The sequence below is a fragment of the Ruegeria sp. AA6 genome (assembly GCF_056542865.1).
Genome location: NZ_JBQGAN010000013.1, coordinates 78,007 through 96,353 on the forward strand (window position 1 = coordinate 78,007; position 18,347 = coordinate 96,353).

The 18,347-nt window shown below is 56.7% G+C and carries 16 protein-coding genes; 11 read left to right on the forward strand and 5 right to left on the reverse strand.

The annotated features are described in order from the left end of the window. Positions 1-159 precede the first annotated feature (159 nt). Entirely contained in the window at positions 160-969 is an 810-nt protein-coding gene (locus ACR0LN_RS15440) for a division plane positioning ATPase MipZ (RefSeq protein ID WP_480430862.1), read from the forward strand. Between the two features lie 19 nt (positions 970-988). On the opposite strand, the gene ACR0LN_RS15445 is transcribed toward ACR0LN_RS15440, so the two are convergent. The 3 genes from ACR0LN_RS15445 to ACR0LN_RS15455 all read right to left on the reverse strand — a co-directional run bounded on the left by ACR0LN_RS15445 (position 989) and on the right by ACR0LN_RS15455 (position 3,882). Continuing rightward, positions 989-1,936, reverse strand: coding sequence for an AEC family transporter (locus ACR0LN_RS15445; RefSeq protein ID WP_480430863.1), 948 nt, complete (start codon positions 1,934-1,936; stop codon positions 989-991). 192 nt (positions 1,937-2,128) lie between these two features. Next, the gene (locus ACR0LN_RS15450) at positions 2,129-3,364 is read right to left on the reverse strand and encodes an adenylate/guanylate cyclase domain-containing protein (protein WP_480430866.1); all 1,236 of its coding nucleotides are present in this window, start codon (positions 3,362-3,364) and stop codon (positions 2,129-2,131) included. Positions 3,365-3,429: 65 nt separating this feature from the next. Further along, complete coding sequence (locus ACR0LN_RS15455; RefSeq protein WP_480430867.1) at positions 3,430-3,882, reverse strand: MarR family winged helix-turn-helix transcriptional regulator; 453 nt, start codon at positions 3,880-3,882, stop codon at positions 3,430-3,432. Positions 3,883-3,939: 57 nt separating this feature from the next. Between ACR0LN_RS15455 and hmgA the strand changes: the two genes are divergently transcribed. From hmgA to ACR0LN_RS15490, 7 genes are all read left to right on the forward strand, one after another. Beyond that, a complete protein-coding gene (gene hmgA / locus ACR0LN_RS15460; RefSeq protein ID WP_480430869.1) occupies positions 3,940-5,295 on the forward strand; it encodes a homogentisate 1,2-dioxygenase in 1,356 nt (451 codons plus the stop codon). A 7-nt stretch (positions 5,296-5,302) separates the two neighbouring features. Beyond that, positions 5,303-5,926 (forward strand): LysE family translocator, encoded by a 624-nt coding sequence (locus tag ACR0LN_RS15465; protein WP_480430871.1) that lies wholly within the window; start codon positions 5,303-5,305, stop codon positions 5,924-5,926. 12 nt (positions 5,927-5,938) lie between these two features. Next, on the forward strand, positions 5,939-7,195 hold the full coding sequence (gene fahA / locus ACR0LN_RS15470) for a fumarylacetoacetase (protein ID WP_480430872.1): 1,257 nt from the start codon (positions 5,939-5,941) through the stop codon (positions 7,193-7,195). 9 nt (positions 7,196-7,204) lie between these two features. Beyond that, positions 7,205-8,155, forward strand: a complete 951-nt coding sequence (locus ACR0LN_RS15475; protein ID WP_480430874.1) for an MBL fold metallo-hydrolase — start codon at positions 7,205-7,207, stop codon at positions 8,153-8,155. A 137-nt stretch (positions 8,156-8,292) separates the two neighbouring features. Beyond that, positions 8,293-9,903 (forward strand): FAD-dependent oxidoreductase, encoded by a 1,611-nt coding sequence (locus ACR0LN_RS15480; protein ID WP_480430875.1) that lies wholly within the window; start codon positions 8,293-8,295, stop codon positions 9,901-9,903. Positions 9,904-9,908: 5 nt separating this feature from the next. Continuing rightward, a complete protein-coding gene (locus tag ACR0LN_RS15485; protein ID WP_480430877.1) occupies positions 9,909-10,106 on the forward strand; it encodes a DUF2783 domain-containing protein in 198 nt (65 codons plus the stop codon). A 98-nt stretch (positions 10,107-10,204) separates the two neighbouring features. Further along, positions 10,205-10,546, forward strand: a complete 342-nt coding sequence (locus ACR0LN_RS15490; RefSeq protein WP_480430879.1) for a DOPA 4,5-dioxygenase family protein — start codon at positions 10,205-10,207, stop codon at positions 10,544-10,546. Here ACR0LN_RS15490 and ACR0LN_RS15495 read toward each other — a convergent pair. Then, complete coding sequence (locus ACR0LN_RS15495) at positions 10,543-12,171, reverse strand: acyl-CoA synthetase (RefSeq protein ID WP_480430881.1); 1,629 nt, start codon at positions 12,169-12,171, stop codon at positions 10,543-10,545. The genes ACR0LN_RS15490 and ACR0LN_RS15495 overlap by 4 nt on opposite strands. A gap of 221 nt (positions 12,172-12,392) precedes the next feature. Here ACR0LN_RS15495 and ACR0LN_RS15500 point away from each other — a divergent pair, with 221 nt between their 5' ends. Together ACR0LN_RS15500 and ACR0LN_RS15505 are read left to right on the forward strand one after the other, a co-directional pair. Next, positions 12,393-13,784 (forward strand): aminotransferase family protein, encoded by a 1,392-nt coding sequence (locus ACR0LN_RS15500; RefSeq protein WP_480430883.1) that lies wholly within the window; start codon positions 12,393-12,395, stop codon positions 13,782-13,784. Between the two features lie 122 nt (positions 13,785-13,906). Next, the gene (locus ACR0LN_RS15505; protein ID WP_480430884.1) at positions 13,907-14,368 is read left to right on the forward strand and encodes a hypothetical protein; all 462 of its coding nucleotides are present in this window, start codon (positions 13,907-13,909) and stop codon (positions 14,366-14,368) included. A gap of 127 nt (positions 14,369-14,495) precedes the next feature. On the opposite strand, the gene ACR0LN_RS15510 is transcribed toward ACR0LN_RS15505, so the two are convergent. Then, complete coding sequence (locus ACR0LN_RS15510) at positions 14,496-16,322, reverse strand: tetratricopeptide repeat protein (protein ID WP_480430886.1); 1,827 nt, start codon at positions 16,320-16,322, stop codon at positions 14,496-14,498. Positions 16,323-16,636: 314 nt separating this feature from the next. Between ACR0LN_RS15510 and ACR0LN_RS15515 the strand changes: the two genes are divergently transcribed. Further along, positions 16,637-18,346: a GAF domain-containing protein gene (locus ACR0LN_RS15515; protein WP_480430887.1), complete on the forward strand. Its 1,710-nt coding sequence runs from the start codon at positions 16,637-16,639 to the stop codon at positions 18,344-18,346. The last annotated feature ends 1 nt before the right edge of the window (position 18,347 follow it).

The window sequence follows — 18,347 nt, forward strand, 5'->3', positions numbered from 1 at the left end:
AAGTACGCAGCATAACCTGCCCCTAAGCCAGAGTTTTCCAAATTAGAGTCTATTATCGCACCCCAACTATGCTTGGGGTTCTTCCCTTTGAGCTTTACACAACATATAGTGGGTCGCAACAACGTGTAGGCAAGCACGGCGGGACATGGGAATACAGGCATGGCACACATCATCGTAGTGGGGAACGAGAAGGGCGGCGCAGGCAAATCGACCGTGTCGATGCATGTGGCCACAGCGCTGGCACGGCTGGGCCACAAGGTCAGCACGCTGGATCTGGACCTGCGGCAGCGTAGCCTTGGCCGCTATTTCGAAAACCGCGAAAATTTCATGAAAAACGCGGATCTGGACCTGCCCAGCCCCCGCCACCATGACCTGCCCGAAATTGACGCGACCAAGCTGAAACCCGGCGAAAACATCTATGATCATCGTCTGTCTGCCGCCGTGTCCGAGCTGGAAAGTGACAGCGACTTTATTTTGATCGACTGTCCTGGCTCTCACACACGTCTGAGCCAAGTGGCGCATTCTTTGGCCGATACTCTGGTTACGCCGCTGAACGATAGTTTCATCGACTTTGACCTCTTGGCGCGCATCGATTCCAAGGGTGAGAAAATCCTGGGCCCCTCGGTCTATTCCGAAATGGTGTGGAACGCGCGCCAGCTGCGGGCGCAGGCCGGACTGAAGCCTATCGACTGGGTCGTCGTTCGCAACCGCGTCGGCACCCAACGCATGGTCAACAAAGAAAAAATGCAGCGCGCGATCGAGATGCTGTCGCAGCGCATCGGCTTCCGCGTCGCAGCGGGCTTTTCCGAACGTGTCATCTTCCGCGAACTATTCCCACGTGGTCTGACCCTGCTGGACCTCAAGGATATCGGGGTCAAACAGCTGAACATCTCGAACATCGCAGCGCGGCAAGAGCTGCGCGATATGATGAAAGAGCTGAACCTGCCCGGCGTCGAGATTGATTTCTAACGGACCGTTCCAACGCGGGTTACAGCGCCAGATACCCGATCAGCGGCAGCGCAAACAGGCTGAGCAGGAACGTAGAGATTAGCAGGGCGGACGCAATCGCCGAGTCGCACCCGTATCGTGCGGCGATCACGGCCGCCAACGCCCCGGACGGCATTGCGGCTTCGACGACCAGGATGTCGTGCTGGAAATCAGGCAATCCGAACAAAAATGCAAATGTCCCCGCAACCAAAGGTTCGAGGATTAGCTTCAGCGCACAGACCAGTGCGACCAATCCGGCCAACTGTCCAAATGCAATCGGTCGCAGCATCAGGCCAATGGTAAAGGCAACAAGAAAGGTCAGGGACGCGCTGGCAATCCCGAGAAAATCTTCCAAAAGCGCCACTGCTCTGATGTCCTGCGGCAACTCGATGGCCGAGGCCAGAACCCCCAGCGCGAAGGCCAGAAAGATTGGGGACCGCAGAAACGTAAAGAACGCGTCGCTGATCGTTGGGCCTTCGCCTTCGTTTTCTCCGAAATAGCTGGCAATGGCGACACCGACGGTAAACAGAGGAAGGATCACCCCAACCTCTCCCATTACGACAAGCTGGCTCATTATTTCGGCGTTGTCGCCATAGATGTTCTGAAGCAGCGAATAGCCCAGCGTCGAGGTGCTGCCGACCCCGGACACAAGGATCACCGAGCCTAGAACCGGCCGGTCCAACCGCATCCAGCGCCCGGCCAACCAAGCCGCAATCATAACCACAGATATGGACAGGAACAGAACCAGCGCCAGTTCGAAATCTTGTATCCGGAAAGGTTCAGTGCTGAGGTTGGCAAAGATTAAAGCCGGAAGGGCAAAATCAGTCACCAGACGTGCAAATACGCCTTGCTCTCGATTTTGAATGACATTTCTGTGCCGGAACCAAACCGCCGATCCGACCAAAGCCAGCATCACCACAAACGAGTCGAAAAGAGTATCAAACTGCACAGCCCCCCGACTCCTTACTTGTGCCACCGATTAATCATAACGGTCCCTGAACGCAGGCAGGGATCATACAACAGATCTCCGATCCGTCAAAACCTTTCAGAAACAGACAGTTGATCGGGGTTCAGGTCAGCTGGATCCACAAGGGCAACACACTGCCGCTGCGCTCTTTGCACGTCGAACTCGAGCGCCCCGCTATGACACGGTTTTGTAAATCGTAAAGAGCTCTTTCGGTTCAGCCACGCCCCGCAGCATGTAACGCCCGACCGAGATCAGATCCTGACCGCAAGGCTCTGCTGCACGCGCCACGTCATCTGAAATCAGAATACTCTGCCCAAGTGACCGATGCATCCCGGCTATCCGGGCCGTTTGGTTCACGGCCGGACCAATCACGGTGAAATCCAGCCGGGTCTCAGACCCGATATTGCCATACAGGATTTCTCCTGCGTGCAGGGCAAGGGTGAAGCTGGCAACTGGCAGACCATCGGCCATTCTGCGCGCGTTCAGCGCATCCATCCGCTCTTGCAGCATCGGCACGGCCTTCAGAGCGGCGCGGGCATCTTCGTCGATCTCTCCGACATCGAACATCGCCATCAAGCCGTCGCCCATAAATTTCAGGATGTTGCCGCGATTGTCATGCACGACACCAACGGCGACCGCCAAATAGTCGTTCAGCATGTCGATGATCTCATTACCTGGCAATTCCTCGGACAGGCTGGTGAAGCCCTCCAGATCAAAATTCCAGATCACAGCGTCGATCTGCTGGAGCGAGCCGCGCCGGATTTCCCCCGACAATACACGCCGCCCTGCGTCACGACCCAGATAGACCCGCATCAGGTCCTTTGAAACCCGCGCACTTGCGGCGGATTTCAGCGCCAACCCAAGATGCGGCAGCGCCGTGTTGATCAGGTCCAGATCCCTGTCTTGGAACCCTTCGGGTGCGTTCGAGGTCCATGACATCAGGACTCCGTCCACAGCTTGCTTGGCGTCCCTTGGCGCGTTGTGGGTAGGGACATCAAAACTGACCCCTGTCGCATAATAGTCAGTGGCCCCGATCTGGCGCAGGTCGTTCAGCAAAGGAAAGCGGCTGGCTTCATTCTGATCGACCAGACGTTCACGTATCTCCTCTACCTCATCATTGAGGATGGCAAACAGCGGGCTTTGTCGCCACTGTTCGCTGGGCTCCTCGGAATACTCAAAGGTCTCGGATGCACCGCCCTTGCCTTCATACCAACTGAAACCCGTACCGCCGTAAACCGGGTGCAGTGCCGACTGGGCCGCATGAAAGCGCATCAGGGGAACGCCCAGTTCCAACAGTTTGTTGCAATATCCGTCCAGCAGGTCCTCTTTCGGGGCACCTTCCAGGCCACGTGTGACCAGCCAGTTGATGAGGTCGGTCGATTTCGCCGTTTCGGCGTTCGGAGTCGTCATTTTATTATTATTCCAGTGTCCGCTCTGGTTGTCATCTGGGGGCGGACTGCTGGGATTACCAGTGTTCACCCCATATGCGCCAGTCGCCGTAGCATTTTGCGCAACAGCTCTACCTCATCTGCGTTGAACTGAACCGCCAGTCGCGCATCGTATTGCTGTGCTATCCCATGCAATTCGCGTAAGACAGATTGCCCCAAAGAAGTCAGCGTCAGGTTCTCGACCCTGCGATCTGATTCACTGCGTTTACGCACAAGATACCGACGTGTCTCCAGCCGGTGAACGGCTCGGCTGATCTTGGTTTTGTGCAACCGGGCGCGGTCCCCGATCTGTTTTGCGGTCATCTCGCCGTAGGTGCCCAAATGGAACAAAACCCGCCATTCGGTGCGCAGCATCCCATAGCGATCCTTGTAGATTTGCTGGAACTCCAACGAGCTTTCCTCGGCCGCACGGTTCAGCAGGTAGGGCAGGAATCCACGCAGATCGAAGCCTTCACTTCCGTCTAAATCATCCTCTGTCATGCTTGTTAGTTACAAAACCAACTATTACTCCTCAAGTAGCAAACGGAGGAAAACAGGATGAACCGTCCGACTGATCCGCATGAAATGACGCAAGCCAGCAGCCCCCTTGGCACGCACGAGGGCTACATGCCCGGCTTTGGCAATGATTTCGAAACCGAGGCCCTGCCCGGCGCGCTGCCGCAGGGCATGAACAGCCCGCAGCGCTGTAACTATGGCCTGTATGGAGAACAACTCAGCGGCACCGCCTTCACCGCGAACCCGCCCGAACGGACGTGGTGCTATCGCATTCGCCCCTCGGTCAAGCATTCGCACCGTTATGAAAAAACCGACCTGCCCTATTGGAAATCTGCGCCTTGCGTTGACCCTGACGTCATCAGCCTGGGCCAGTACCGCTGGGACGCGGTGCCCCATTCCGACGAGGGGCTGACATGGCTAACCGGTATGCGGACGATGACCACGGCAGGCGACGTGAACACGCAGGTGGGCATGGCCAGCCATATCTATTTGGTCACCGAGTCGATGGTGGACGCCTATTTCTATTCGGCCGATTCCGAGATGCTGGTGGTGCCGCAGGAAGGCCGCCTGCGCTTTGCGACCGAGTTGGGGATCATCGACCTTGAGCCGAAGGAAATCGCGATCCTGCCGCGCGGACTGCTGTATCGTGTTGAAGTGCTTGAAGGCCCTGCGCGTGGGTTCGTCTGCGAGAATTACGGTCAGAAATTCGAACTGCCGGGGCGCGGCCCGATCGGCGCCAATTGCATGGCCAATCCGCGCGACTTCAAAGCTCCGGTCGCCGCGTTTGAGGACCGCGAGGTGCCCTCGACCGTTACCGTCAAATGGTGTGGGCAGTTTCACACAACCAAGATCGGTCAGAGCCCGCTGGACGTGGTGGCATGGCACGGGAACTATGCCCCTTACAAATACGATCTGCGCACCTATTGCCCCGTTGGCGCGATCCTGTTCGACCACCCCGACCCGTCGATCTTTACCGTACTGACCGCACCGTCTGGGCAACCGGGTACGGCCAATATCGACTTTGTGCTGTTCCGCGAACGCTGGATGGTGGCCGAGGATACTTTCCGCCCACCGTGGTATCACAAGAACATCATGTCCGAACTGATGGGTAACATTTACGGCCAGTACGATGCCAAACCGCAGGGCTTCGTTCCGGGTGGCATGAGCCTGCACAATATGATGCTGCCCCACGGGCCGGACCGCGAGGCATTCGACAAGGCTTCGAACGCCAATCTTGGGCCGGACAAACTGGATAACACCATGTCCTTCATGTTCGAAACCCGTTTCCCGCAGCATCTGACGCCTTTTGCAGCCAACGAGGCGCCCTTGCAGGACGACTACATTGACTGCTGGACCTCGCTTGAGAAAAAGTTCGACGGAACCCCCGGCAAAAAGTGAGGTCGCAATGAGCTTTGATATCTGGATCACCTATGTCGCCACGGTCCTGCTGCTGATGAGCACGCCCGGCCCCAGCCAATTGCTGATGCTGTCCAACTCGGCAACCAACGGGTTGAGGCGCGGGTTGTTCACCGCCGCCGGAGATTTGACGGCCAATCTACTGCAAATGCTGGCTGCCGGTCTGGGTCTGGCGGCGATCATCGCGGCCTCGGGAACGGCCCTAGCCGTGATCAAGTGGCTGGGCGTGGCGTATCTCGTGTACCTTGGGGTGAAAATGATCGTAAAAGCGGAACGCAAGACGACGCAATCCGCCCTACGCGCCAGTCGCAAGGCGCTGTGGATGCAAGGCTTTATCACCTCTGCCGCCAATCCAAAGGCCGTCGTGTTCTTTGCCGCCCTGTTCCCCCTGTTCATTGACGGCGCGCTGCCCTTCTGGCCGCAATTCGCCATCCTCTCGGCTACCTATCTGATCATGGACGGGCTGTTCCTGACCGCCTACGGCGGCAGCGCCAGTTGGCTGGCCAGTCGGCTCAAGGGATCGGCGCGGCTGTGGCTGGATCGCACCGGTGGCGCATTCATGATTTTGGCGGCGCTGCTGTTAGGGCTGAAATCCCTGCGGGACGCGCAATAAAAAGGACAACTGATGCCATTGATGAAATCCTGGGTGGCCTCGGCCAACGACGCCGCCCACCCGTTTCCGTTGAACAACCTGCCCTACGGCGTATTTTCGACCGAAGAGTCCGAGCCTCGCTGCGGCGTGGCCATCGGCGACATGATTTTGGACGTCACCACCGCCGAGGCCGCGGGGCTGATCAAGCTGATTGATGAGCCTCTGTTCGACCTGCCTTTCTGGAACCCATTGATGGAACAAGGCCCTGCCGTCTGGGCCGCCCTGCGCAACCGGTTGACGTCCCTGCTGGCCGAAGGCTCGCAGGAAAAGGACGCCGTCGAGCCTCTGCTGGTCGCGCAGGCTGACGCTGAAATGCACATGCCCTTTGCGGTCAGCGAATACACCGATTTCTACTCGGGCCGTCACCATGCGGAAAACGTCGGGACCATGTTCCGAGGCCCAGAGAACGCTCTGCCGCCGAACTGGTTGCATCTTCCGATTGGCTATAATGGCCGGGCGTCTTCTGTCGTGGTTTCCGGCACCGACATCCGCCGCCCCTGGGGCCAGCTGAAATCCCCCGACCAAGACCTTCCCGCTTTTTTACCCAGCCGCCGCTTTGATATCGAGCTTGAGATGGGCGCAATCGTCGGCACCCCTTCGGACGGGCCAGTCTCGGTGCAAGAGGCGGACGCAATGATCTTTGGCTATGTCCTGCTGAACGACTGGTCGGCGCGGGACATACAGGCATGGGAGTATCAGCCCCTTGGCCCCTTCCAGTCCAAGGCAACCGCCACCTCAATCAGCCCGTGGATTGTGACCAAAGCGGCGCTAGAGCCGTTCCGTTGTGACACCCCAGTGCGCGAGGTCGAATTGCTGGACCACCTCAAGGATTGCGGCCCGATGCTGTATGACATTGATCTGCAGGTCACGATGGCCCCGAAAGGCAAACCCGGCACCACCATCGCCCGAACGAATTATAACCAGATGTATTTTTCAGCCGCGCAGCAACTGGCGCATCACTCGACCTCGGGCTGCCCGATGAATACCGGGGATTTGCTGGGTTCGGGTACAATCTCGGGCCCGACCAAACCCGAGCGTGGATCATTGTTGGAGCTAAGCTGGGGCGGCAAGGAGCCATTGACGTTGGACAGTGGCGAGACGCGGAGCTTCATCGAAGACGGCGACACCCTAACCCTGAAGGGCGAAGCCAAGGGTAAAGGATACACCATTGGGTTCGGAGAGTGCGTCGGCACCGTTCTGCCAGCATTGACAGATCCCTACGCAGGGTAAGGAGCCGACATGACCAAGGCTTTCGCTTCACAATCAGACCTTTCGGAGAAGACGATTTCATTCACCGAGATCGGCGAGGGTCTCTATGCCTTCACGGCCGAAGGAGACCCGAATTCCGGCGTGATCATCGGTGACGACAGCGTGATGATTATCGAAGCGCAGGCCACACCGCGTCTGGCCCATAAGGTGATCGACTGCGTTCGTTCCGTCACTGACAAGCCGATCACGCATCTTGCCCTGACCCATTATCACGCGGTCCGGGTGCTGGGCGCCAGCGCCTATGGGGCGCAGCAGATCATCATGTCGGACAAAGCGCGCGCCATGGTCGCCGAACGCGGGCAAGAGGACTGGGACAGCGAGTTCCAACGCTTCCCTCGGCTGTTCGAAGGTCATGAAAGCATCCCTGGCCTTACTTGGCCCACAACCACCTTCCACGAAAAGATGACGGTCTTTCTGGGCAAGCGACGGATAGACTTGATGCATCTGGGCCGCGCTCACACGGCAGGAGACATCGTGGTTCACGTCCCCGATCAGAACGTGATGTTCTCTGGCGATATAGTCGAATACCGCTCGGCCTGCTATTGCGGTGACGGTCATTTCAGCGACTGGGGGCGCACGCTGGACGCCATTAAAGGGTTCAACCTTGCGGCCATCGCACCGGGGCGTGGTGATGCTCTGCTTGGGCAAGACATGGTGAATGCCGCCATCGAAAACACCCGCGATTTCGTCGACAGCACCTATCGCGCCGCAGCGCAGGTTGCCGCGCGCGGAGGGTTTCTGAAGGATGCTTGGGACGCCGTGCGCGCCGAATGTGACCCAAAATTCGCCGGCTTCGCAATCTATGAACACTGCCTGCCCTTCAACGTCTCGCGCGCTTATGACGAGGCGCGTGGAATTGACACCCCGCGCATCTGGACGGCCCAGCGCGATCTTGAGATGTGGGCCGAACTGCAAACTTAGGGACATTCCGTCGCATTTGATCCAGATCGTTTAACGCCGGAATTTTAAGTGAAACCATGGGTTCAAACCTTCGGTCAGATGCGTCCGGAGATTGAGATCTTGCGCGCCATCCGCGCCAGAACATCGGGGGAGAGCCCATGAACAAGATTTTCGAAGTCCCGCTATACGCGTATCAGCGCAGCCCGGATCAGGATGCGACCACAACTACTCGTCACAAGGTGATCGTGATCGGCGCAGGCCCCATCGGGCTGGCCACCGCGATTGATCTGGCCCAGCAAGGGGTTGAAGTCGTCGTGTTGGACGACAATGACAAGGTCAGCTTCGGTAGCCGCGCCATCTGTTTTTCGCAACGCACGCTCGATATCGCCGACCGCCTTGGCGCGGGCCGTCCGATGGTCGAAAAAGGCGTGCAATGGGACAAGGGCAAGGTCTTTTTCGACAACCGTCAGGTCTATGAATTCAACCTGCAGCCCGACGCGGGCTATGCGAACCCGGCCTTTATCAACCTGCAGCAATACTACTTTGAAAACGCGCTGGTCGACCGCGTGCGGGAATTGCAGGCCAACGGTGCGCCCCTCGAAATCCGAGGGCGCAACAAGGTCGAGGCCATCGGCACCCATGACACTCATGTCACGCTTGAGGTCGAAACCCCCGAAGGGTCCTATAATGTCGAAGCCGAATGGCTGATCGCCTGTGACGGAGCCAGCTCGCCGACGCGGCGGATGCTGGGGCTGGATTTCGACGGTCGCGTGTTCGAGGACAACTTCCTGATCGCCGATGTAGTCATGGAGGCCGATTTCCCTTCGGAACGCTGGTTCTGGTTTGATCCACCCTTCAACCGTGGGCAATCGGCCTTGTTGCACAAGCAGCCGGACAATGTCTGGCGCATTGATCTGCAACTGGGTTGGGATATCGATAGGGAACGTGAAAAACGGCCCGAGAACGTCATTCCCCGCCTAAAGGCCATGTTGGGCGAGGATGTGGAGTTCGATCTGGAATGGGTATCGATCTATACTTTCCAGTGCCGTCGGATGGAACGGTTCCGCTATGGCCGTGTGCTTTTTGCCGGGGACAGCGCCCATCAGGTCAGCCCGTTCGGGGCACTGGGGGCCAATGCCGGGATGCAGGATGCCGACAACCTGTGTTGGAAGCTGAAACTGGTGATCGACGGTAAAGCGCCCGAGCTGCTGCTGGACAGCTACAGCCGCGAGCGTACACAGGCCGCAGATGAGAATATCACCAAGTCCAGCCGCTCAACCGATTTCATCACGCCGAAATCCGAGATGTCGCGACTGTTGCGCGACGCGGTTCTGGACCTCAGTGAGCAGTATGAGTTTGCTCGCCCGTTGGTCAATTCCGGGCGACTGAGCCAGCCCTGCACCTATGAAGGGACTTCACTTAGCTCGGCGGATGCGCTGAACGGTCCCGAAGTCACGCGACCCGGTTCAGCCTGCCCAGATGCGCCCTTGGGCGATGAATTCCTGCTGCCCAAACTGGCGGGCAAGTTTACCCTGCTGACAATAGACGCCGAAGCGCCTGATCGACTCGAGGAAGGCGGGGTCGAGGCCACAAGGCTGGCGCTGTCCGTCAAGGATGACCTGACGCTGGAGCTCAAACGCCGATACCTGGGTGATGCGCCCAGTGCGGTTTACCTGATCCGCCCCGATCAACACGTCGCCGCACGGCGTGACACGTTCGAAGAAAACGCATTCCGGCAGGCGATCCGCCGCGCCACCGGCAAGGAGTAAGCAAGATGGCCGATCTGATCCTCACCCCCAATCTTGACGATGCCGATGGGTTCTATGCGGGGCTATTGGCAGCCCATGACGGGTTGGACAAATCCGACAGCGATGCTTTGAACGCGCGACTGGTTTTGGTGCTGGCCAACCATATTGGGGATGCCAACGTTCTGAAACAGGCCGTTGACACGGCGGCGTTGAAATCGGGCTAGCCAAGTTCCTGGCCCGCGCACAGGGTTTGTGTGCGGGTGCAGCTAGGAATGGGAACCGGATCAGCTTAGGCTGCTTGCATCCAAACGATGAGGTCCCCATGCCTGAAATCACCGGCTATCACGCTCATGTCTATTTCAATGCAGACACACAGGACACAGCACAACAGGTCTGCGAAGACGCCGCGCGCCTGTTTCCCGTAGAAATGGGGCGCATGCACGCCAAGAATGTCGGCCCCCATCCCCGTTGGAGTTGCCAGTTAGCCTTTGCGCCTGACGCGTTCGATCAGGTGATCCCGTGGCTAATGCTGAACCGGCAGGGGCTGACCATTTTCACCCACCCCGAAACCGGGCAGCATCTGGAAGATCACCGTGACCGAGCCGTCTGGATGGGTGAGTTGTTGGAGCTCAACCTGTCAATCTTCGACGGGATGAAAACCTAACCCAAAGCCCGCGCCTGATCCCGCAGCACGAATTTTTGGACCTTACCCGTTGATGTCTTGGGCAGGGTCCCGAACACCACTGTTTTGGGTGCCTTGAAATGGGCCATGTTGTCCCGGCAGAAGGCGATAAGCTCGGCCTCGGTCACAGTGGCGTCGGGCTTCAGCTCAACAAAGGCGCAGGGGGTTTCACCCCATTTCTCGTCCGGGCGCGCGACGACCGCGGCCTCCATCACCGCCGGGTGTTTATACAGGATGCCCTCGACCTCGACGGATGAGATATTCTCGCCACCCGAGATGATGATGTCTTTGGATCGGTCCTTGAGCGCGATATAGCCATCGGGATGCATCACCCCCAGATCGCCCGAGGCAAACCAACCGCCACTAAACGCCTTGTCCGTCGCGTCGGGGTTCTTGAGATATCCCTTCATCACGACATTGCCCTGCATGAATATCTCACCCATTGTTTCACCATCGGCAGGCACGGGTTCCATCGTCTCGGGGTCGGCCACCATCAGACCAGACAGCGCTGAATAGCGAACGCCCTGCCGCACCTTCAGCGAGGCGCGTTCCTCCGCGCCCTTGGTGTTCCATTCTTCTTTCCAGGCGCACACCACCGACGGGCCATACGTCTCGGTCAGGCCATAGACATGAGTCACCTCGACGCCCATTGCCTCCATGGCTTCAATCACGGCGGCAGGTGGCGGGGCCCCGGCAGTCATTACCTTGATCTGATGGTCGAAGTCTTTCAGTTCATCCGGCGCATGGGCCAGCATATTCAAAACGATTGGCGCACCGCAGAAATGGGTGACTTTTTCATCCCGGAAGGCCGCATAGATCGGCTCGGCCCTCACCGCGCGCAGACAGACCGAGACGCCTGCATTGGCCGCCATTGCCCAAGGGAAACACCAGCCGTTGCAGTGGAACATCGGCAACGTCCACAAATAGACTGCGTGCTTGGGCATATCCCAGTCCAACAAGTCCGACTGCGCGTTCAACGCCGCGCCGCGGTGGTGATAGACCACGCCTTTCGGGTTGCCTGTGGTGCCCGAAGTATAGTTCAGCGTGATCGCATCCCATTCGTCCTGCGGCAAAGACCATGCGAATTCCGGGTCGCCCTCAGCCAACAGGGCATCATAGGTCAGGCTACCCAGCTGTTCACCACCGTCAAAGCTGGCATCCTCGATGTCGATGATCAGAAGGTCATGATCGACCTCTTTCAGCGCCTCTTTCACCACGCTTGAAAACTCGGGATCGACCAGCAGCACCCTGGATTCCGCGTGGTTCAGGATAAAGGCAATGATTGGCGCGTCCAGCCGGGTATTAATTGCATTCAGAACGGCCCCGGCCATGGGCACACCAAAATGCGCCTCATACATCTCGGGGATATTGGCAGCGATGATCGAGACTGTATCGCCGCGCCCGATCCCGCGCCCCGCCAGCGCACTCGCCAGACGGCGGCAGCGCGTATAGGTTTCGGCCCAGTTGTACCGGCGCTCTCCGTACACGACCGAGGGGTAGTCCGGGTACACCTGCGCTGTGCGTTCGATAAAGCTCAGCGGGGACAGGGGCGTGTAATTCGCCCGGCATTTGTCCAGATGACGCTCGTAAATCTGTGTGGCTCCCATCCGCTGATCCTCCCAATCGCGTTTTGCGCGACTTGATCACAAAGAATCCCATCTGACAAATCCGTAGAAATACGGCGCAGGGATGGACTGGTTATACGGGATGATGCAATCTGGCCCTATCTCCGACAGGCCATTCGCGGTGATCTGAGCCATCGCAAACATCTGCCGGATCGGGGTCGATCCCGCATTCCGCGCACCGCACCTTACTGAAAGGACATGTCATGGACGGCACGTTCAACGAAAACGATCTTTCCCGCGTCGTCGAAGCCGACCGCGCCCATATCTGGCACCACCTGCTGCAGCATAAACCCTTTGAAACCAATGATCCGCGCATCATTGTCGAAGGCAAAGGCATGCGCGTCTGGGACCAGAACGGCAAAGAGCATCTGGACGCCGTGTCCGGTGGAGTCTGGACCGTCAACGTCGGCTATGGCCGCGAATCGATCTGTAAGGCGGTTTATGACCAGCTGATGAAGCTGTGCTATTTCGCCAATACCGCAGGCTCGATCCCCGGTTCGATCTTTGCTGAGATGCTGATCGACAAAATGCCAGGCATGAGCCGTGTTTATTACACCAACTCAGGTTCTGAGGCGAACGAGAAGGCGTTCAAGATGGTCCGTCAGATCGCGCACAAGCGCTATGGCGGCAAGAAGACCAAAATCCTGTACCGCGACCGCGACTATCACGGCTCGACCCTGGCAACCATGTCGGCCGGTGGTCAGGATGAGCGCACCGCTCAGTACGGCCCCTTTGCGCCCGATTTCGTGCGCGTGCCGCACTGCATGGAGTACCGCAAGCACGAACTGGACGGCGCCCCGGTTGAGAACTTTGGCGAATGGGCTGCGGATCAGATCGAAGAGGTGATCCTGCGCGAAGGCCCCGACACCGTGGGTGCCCTGTGCCTTGAGCCCGTCACCGCAGGCGGCGGCGTGATCGAAGCGCCCGAGGGATACTGGCAGCGCGTTCAGGAAATCTGCAAGAAATATGACGTGCTGTTGCATATCGACGAAGTTGTCTGCGGTGTTGGCCGGACTGGCACATGGTTCGGGTACCAGCAATACGGCGTCAAGCCGGACTTCGTGACCATGGCCAAAGGCGTGGCCTCGGGCTATGCGGCGATTGCCTGCATGGTCACCACCGAGGAAGTCTTTGAGATGTTCAAAGACGATGCCGCGGACCCGATGAACTATTTCCGCGACATCTCGACCTTTGGCGGCTGTACGGCTGGTCCAGCGGCAGCGATCGAGAACATGCGCATCATTCAGGACGAAGACCTGCTGCAGAACTGCACCGATATGGGCGACCGCATGATGGGCAACCTGCAGGCGCTGATGGAGAAACACAATGTCATCGGCGACGTGCGCGGAAAGGGCCTGTTCCTGGGCGCTGAACTGGTCGCGGACCGCGACACCAAAGAGCCGATGGACGAGAAAAGGGTTCAGGCGGTCGTAGCTGACTGCATGGCGCAAGGTGTGATCATCGGTGCCACCAACCGCTCGATCCCCAGCCGCAACAACACGCTGTGCTTCTCGCCTGCGCTGATTGCGACGGCTGATGACATCGACCAGATCACCGACGCGGTCGACGGCGCTCTGGGCCGCGTGTTCGGCTAAATCAACGTCTCAAACTTAAGAAAACCGGCGCCCACCGCGCCGGTTTTTTTGTTTGATGGCCTTTGTTTGCCAATTTCCCGATCTGGGGTAGCCTGCATTCACCCTATGCAGGAGATTGATTTATGCTACTCAACTTTGTTCGCAACTTGGCTGCAATCTTTGTTCTGACGATCGCATCCCCAGCCATGGCGGAAACCGGCAGCGGCTTCCCTCAGATCGTTGGCACCTGGCACGGCACTTATCTGGTGGGTTTCGCCAAATCGAATCCGAACCACGAAAAGGGGCTGTTGAAAACCGAGATGGAACTGGAGATCACCAAGCTGGACGGCAACCTGATCACCGCCACCAACCGCTGGCGGCGGATCGGTGACACCGACTGGATCGTGGAAGAGGCGATGGGCGCGTTTTCCCTGGACGACCCCACCCGCTTTGTTCTGGCCGAAGCCGGGATATCGGGCGATGACGTATCCGCAGGGATATTCAATGGCGTCTATCTGGATGACGTGATCATGGTCACTTATGCCGGTCCGGGGACCGGGGTGTCTTTTGCCGCGCAGTTGGTGAAGAAGGGCAAAAGCGAGTAATTTCCAGTGGTTGAACTCATGTTTCGAAAATCAGCTTCTGACGTCAACGTATATCCAAACGAGCAATGCAACTAGTACTCCACATGTACGCCATTGGGACAAAGTCGCCTCATTGCTAAATTCAATTTCAGTCTTTCATGCCTGCGATACGCATATGATCCAACCAACGTTCGAGACTTCCTGGTGCAGTCCAAATGTCTTTCCACAGATCACGCTGTTCCGGGATCGTTGGTTCGTAAGCCTGATCGTAATAAACCTTATATGCGTCCTGAGCTTTTTTCGTTTCCCCAAGGCAAGCATAAATCCCGGCAAGCATCCGGTGGGCGCTTGGACGCAATTTTCCCATCTTCAACAACGAAGCAAGAGCGCCTTCACAATCGTCAACTTCCCATAATGCCCAAGCCATTTTCCAATGATATCTGTGCCCGATGAATGGATCGATGCCCTTCGCCTTTTCAAGTCGCTCAAATGCTTTTGCATAATCGCCTGTGTATAACAGAGAGTCGGTGCTCCAAATTAGGTAATCAGACGAGCTCGGGTTTAGTTGAATAGCTTTGTCGAAGGCTGCCATGGCTTTGACGTTTTCACCGCTCTCAGCATAAAGGCGAGCCAGTGCAACGTGAACCTCTGCGTCATCCGGCGCTATATTCAACGCCTTTTTCGCCGCGACAAACCCGCGTTCAAGTGCTTCATCTTTGGTTATTTCAAGCCAGCCGAAATTGGCCGCAGCCAAGTTGTTATGGGCAAGACCTATATAGCCGTATTGAGCGTCCGGATCGACCTCGATAGCCTGCTGATAAAGCCCCCTAATGTGTGCGTGTATATCTTCGTCAAAATCCTTCCGAATAATCTCTTCAGCTTGCAAGTACAGGTGAAGCGCAGTGACCTTATCTGGATCTGCGCCCGGAACGGGTCGCTCAATCCGTGTTCCGATCCGGTCTGCAACAGTCTTAATTATGGCATCTTGTACCCTGAAAAGATCGCCGACTTGCTGATCGTAAGTGTGTGCCCATAAGTGTGTTCCGCTTGCGGCATCGACAAGTTGTACTGACACTCTAAGCTTCTCATTGTTCTTTTGTTGGGTCCCCTCAAGGATGTAGTGAACGCCCAGTTCGTTCCCTATCTGCCGAGTATCCACGTCTTGGTTGCTTAACCGAAAACTAGAGTTGCTTGACGTGACGGCGATCAGTCGGTTGCGGGCAAGCTCCGTTATAATGCCTTCAGCAATCGCATCTGAAAAATATCCTTTGTCTTCACCTGTGCTCAAATCCTCAAACTGCATAACCGCTATGCTGGGTTTTCCGTCGAGAGAAGCACCGGAATGGGAGTTGTGTTTTAAAGTCCATGAAAACAGACCAACTGCCGCTGCTACCAACACGGCAAGAGCAATTGATAGGTATCGACGCTTTTTTCCAATACTGGTTTTTGTAACGGTCTGCCCTTGCGCGACAACCTGATAAACGCGTACTGGTTCTGCGATGTTCTTAAGGCATTGTTCCCCCAACGGAACGTAGCCGACCTCAACTTGTGCCTTGAGCATATCGTACGCTTGGCCCGATATGACCACGCCTCCGGGTTTCGCCAAACTTTCCAAGCGGGCCGCGATATTCACACCATCACCATAAACGTCGCCTTCATCGAAGATCACGTCACCTAGGTGTATGGCAATGCGGTATTGAATTTTGAAAGTATCTGATTGACCGGCTTCGCGTTGTTCCATTTCTTTTTGAACTGCGACAGCGCACTGTAGTGCTTCCACAACAGATCCGAATTCGGCGATCAGCCCATCGCCAGTCAGCTTGATTATTGTTCCGTTGAAACTGTCAAAAAGCGGGTCAATCAACTCGAGCCGATGACGTTTCTGACGCTCGACAGTACCGACCTCGTCCAGTTCGACGAGCTTGCTGTAACCCACCATATCGGCGGCCAATATCGCAGCTATCCGGCGTTGCATTGAGTTAAGCCCCCGCCTCCAGTTTACTCCCAAAAAACGACTCTACTAACAAAAAGATAAATGGCCGCTTTGGGGCTCGTGTTGCTTTTCTCAGCAGTGATCATAATTGGCCTGTCGCAGCCCATAGCAGACTTTCACTACTGTGTTTTGCAAAAGCTGAGGCTTGCAAAAACTTGCCTTCCAGAGCATCGCCGTGGACGGCAGGCAAAGTAAGAAAAACGAACCCTGTCGAATGTTAACTAGGCAGCGCGAGCGGTGGCGAAAAATGTGTTATTGATTGAAAGCGACTTCGTTGGAGGAGATCAGAGGTTACAGTGGCTGCCGATTTAGAAAGCGTAAAAGCCGAAGTTGCGATTTTGCGTGAACGTGAGACGGCTATGCGTGAAATTCTGCGCTTGATTAGCGCTTCTCGGACTGATCCTACGCCTGTTTTCGAAACGATCGTAAAGAACGCAGCCCGCCTTTCAAACGCACCCTCGGCCAATCTGGTCGTCCTTAATGATACTCGTAGTCATTGGACGCTAGAAGCGCATTACGGCGAAGAATTGCGTCATTTGAGCGTAGGACAGACAACCCGTTTTTCGGACAGTAACTTGGTCCCGGCCCAATCGATGCGGACGGCCTCTATCGTCGAGGTTGAAGATTTGGTGGTTACGGACCTTTACCGGCATGGTGATCCGGGCCGGGTCGCGATGGTCGAAATGGAAGGCATGCGGACCATCGTAGGCGTTCCACTTATTCTCGATGGCGAAGCAATTGGTTGCATCACACTATTTCGACGCGAAGTGAAAGCCTTTACCACTGATGAAATTGAGTTGGTAGAAACCTTTGCTGCACAAGCCGTCATCGCCATCGAAAACGTGCGTCAGTTTAGCGAGATCAAGACGCGGCTTGAGCGCGAAGCAGCCACTGGAGAAGTATTGAGCGTCATCAGTCAAAGCCGTTCGGACGCACAGCCGGTCTTTAGCGCGATCTTGGAAAACGCGGCGCGGCTTTGCTCAGCGCCGCACGCAATACTGCTTCTGCGTGACCAGAATGACGAACATCTCGTGGTCGAAGCGAGCAACGCAGCGCAGTCAGCGTTTATTGATCACCTTAGGAAGACGCCGCATCGGCTAGACAATGAAGCAAGCTATGCTGTGCGCGCGGTAAAAGAAAAGCGTGTACTGCATATTCCAGATCTTCGCGAAGCCAAATCCTTGTCTGATCAGGTCCCCCAGATCAAGGTCGCCTTAGAACTCGAAGGGATGCGCACAGTTTTGCAAGTGCCATTACAGCAAGGAAACAAGGCGATTGGGGTCATTGCCCTCTACAAGCTCGAAGTCGCGCCTTTTACCGATGATCAGATAAAGCTCGTCGAAACCTTTGCAGCCCAAGCGGTGATTGCAATCGAAAATACCAACCAATTTAGAAATCTAGAGGCTTTGAACGCAGAATTGGGCGAGCGCGTCGATCAACAAGTCGAAGAGATCGAGCGCATGGGGCGATTGAAACGCTTTCTTCCCTCTGCTGTCGCCGATGCGGTCGTGACTTCCGGTGACGAAAGCTTGCTTACTTCACACCGCGCGCTTGTCGCGACCCTGTTCTGCGATTTGCGTGGGTTCACAGCATTTTGTGAAAGTGCTGAACCAGAAGAAACCATCGAAGTGCTTCAGACCTACCATCAAGAAATGTCTGACTTGATCGACGTATATGGCGGAGGTGTGGATCAGCGGGCTGGCGATGGAATAATGGTTATCTTCAACAATCCGATCACTGTTGATGATCCAGCGGGCGACGCAGTGCGTTTGGCCGTGGAAATGCGAAGAAAAATGCGAGAAATTTGCGCCGACTGGAAGAAATTGGGCCATCGGCTCGGCTTTGGCATCGGGATCTCCTACGGCTATGCCACGGTCGGTATCGTCGGCTCCGAAGGTCGCTTCGACTACACTGCCTCCGGAACGTCGATCAACACAGCTGCTCGGCTTTGCGACATGGCGGATAACGATGAGATTCTAATTTCCCCGAACCTGGGCCGCAATTGAA

What these genes read in the sequence shown, in the direction of transcription:
- ACR0LN_RS15440 (WP_480430862.1), top strand. Translation starts at nt 160, where the DNA reads ATGGCACACATCATCGTAGTGGGGAACGAGAAGGGCGGCGCAGGCAAA.
- ACR0LN_RS15450 (WP_480430866.1), bottom strand. Translation starts at nt 3,364, where the DNA reads ATGACGACTCCGAACGCCGAAACGGCGAAATCGACCGACCTCATCAAC.
- ACR0LN_RS15455 (WP_480430867.1), bottom strand. Translation starts at nt 3,882, where the DNA reads ATGACAGAGGATGATTTAGACGGAAGTGAAGGCTTCGATCTGCGTGGA.
- hmgA (WP_480430869.1), top strand. Translation starts at nt 3,940, where the DNA reads ATGAACCGTCCGACTGATCCGCATGAAATGACGCAAGCCAGCAGCCCC.
- ACR0LN_RS15465 (WP_480430871.1), top strand. Translation starts at nt 5,303, where the DNA reads ATGAGCTTTGATATCTGGATCACCTATGTCGCCACGGTCCTGCTGCTG.
- fahA (WP_480430872.1), top strand. Translation starts at nt 5,939, where the DNA reads ATGCCATTGATGAAATCCTGGGTGGCCTCGGCCAACGACGCCGCCCAC.
- ACR0LN_RS15475 (WP_480430874.1), top strand. Translation starts at nt 7,205, where the DNA reads ATGACCAAGGCTTTCGCTTCACAATCAGACCTTTCGGAGAAGACGATT.
- ACR0LN_RS15480 (WP_480430875.1), top strand. Translation starts at nt 8,293, where the DNA reads ATGAACAAGATTTTCGAAGTCCCGCTATACGCGTATCAGCGCAGCCCG.
- ACR0LN_RS15485 (WP_480430877.1), top strand. Translation starts at nt 9,909, where the DNA reads ATGGCCGATCTGATCCTCACCCCCAATCTTGACGATGCCGATGGGTTC.
- ACR0LN_RS15490 (WP_480430879.1), top strand. Translation starts at nt 10,205, where the DNA reads ATGCCTGAAATCACCGGCTATCACGCTCATGTCTATTTCAATGCAGAC.
- ACR0LN_RS15495 (WP_480430881.1), bottom strand. Translation starts at nt 12,171, where the DNA reads ATGGGAGCCACACAGATTTACGAGCGTCATCTGGACAAATGCCGGGCG.
- ACR0LN_RS15500 (WP_480430883.1), top strand. Translation starts at nt 12,393, where the DNA reads ATGGACGGCACGTTCAACGAAAACGATCTTTCCCGCGTCGTCGAAGCC.
- ACR0LN_RS15505 (WP_480430884.1), top strand. Translation starts at nt 13,907, where the DNA reads ATGCTACTCAACTTTGTTCGCAACTTGGCTGCAATCTTTGTTCTGACG.
- ACR0LN_RS15510 (WP_480430886.1), bottom strand. Translation starts at nt 16,322, where the DNA reads ATGCAACGCCGGATAGCTGCGATATTGGCCGCCGATATGGTGGGTTAC.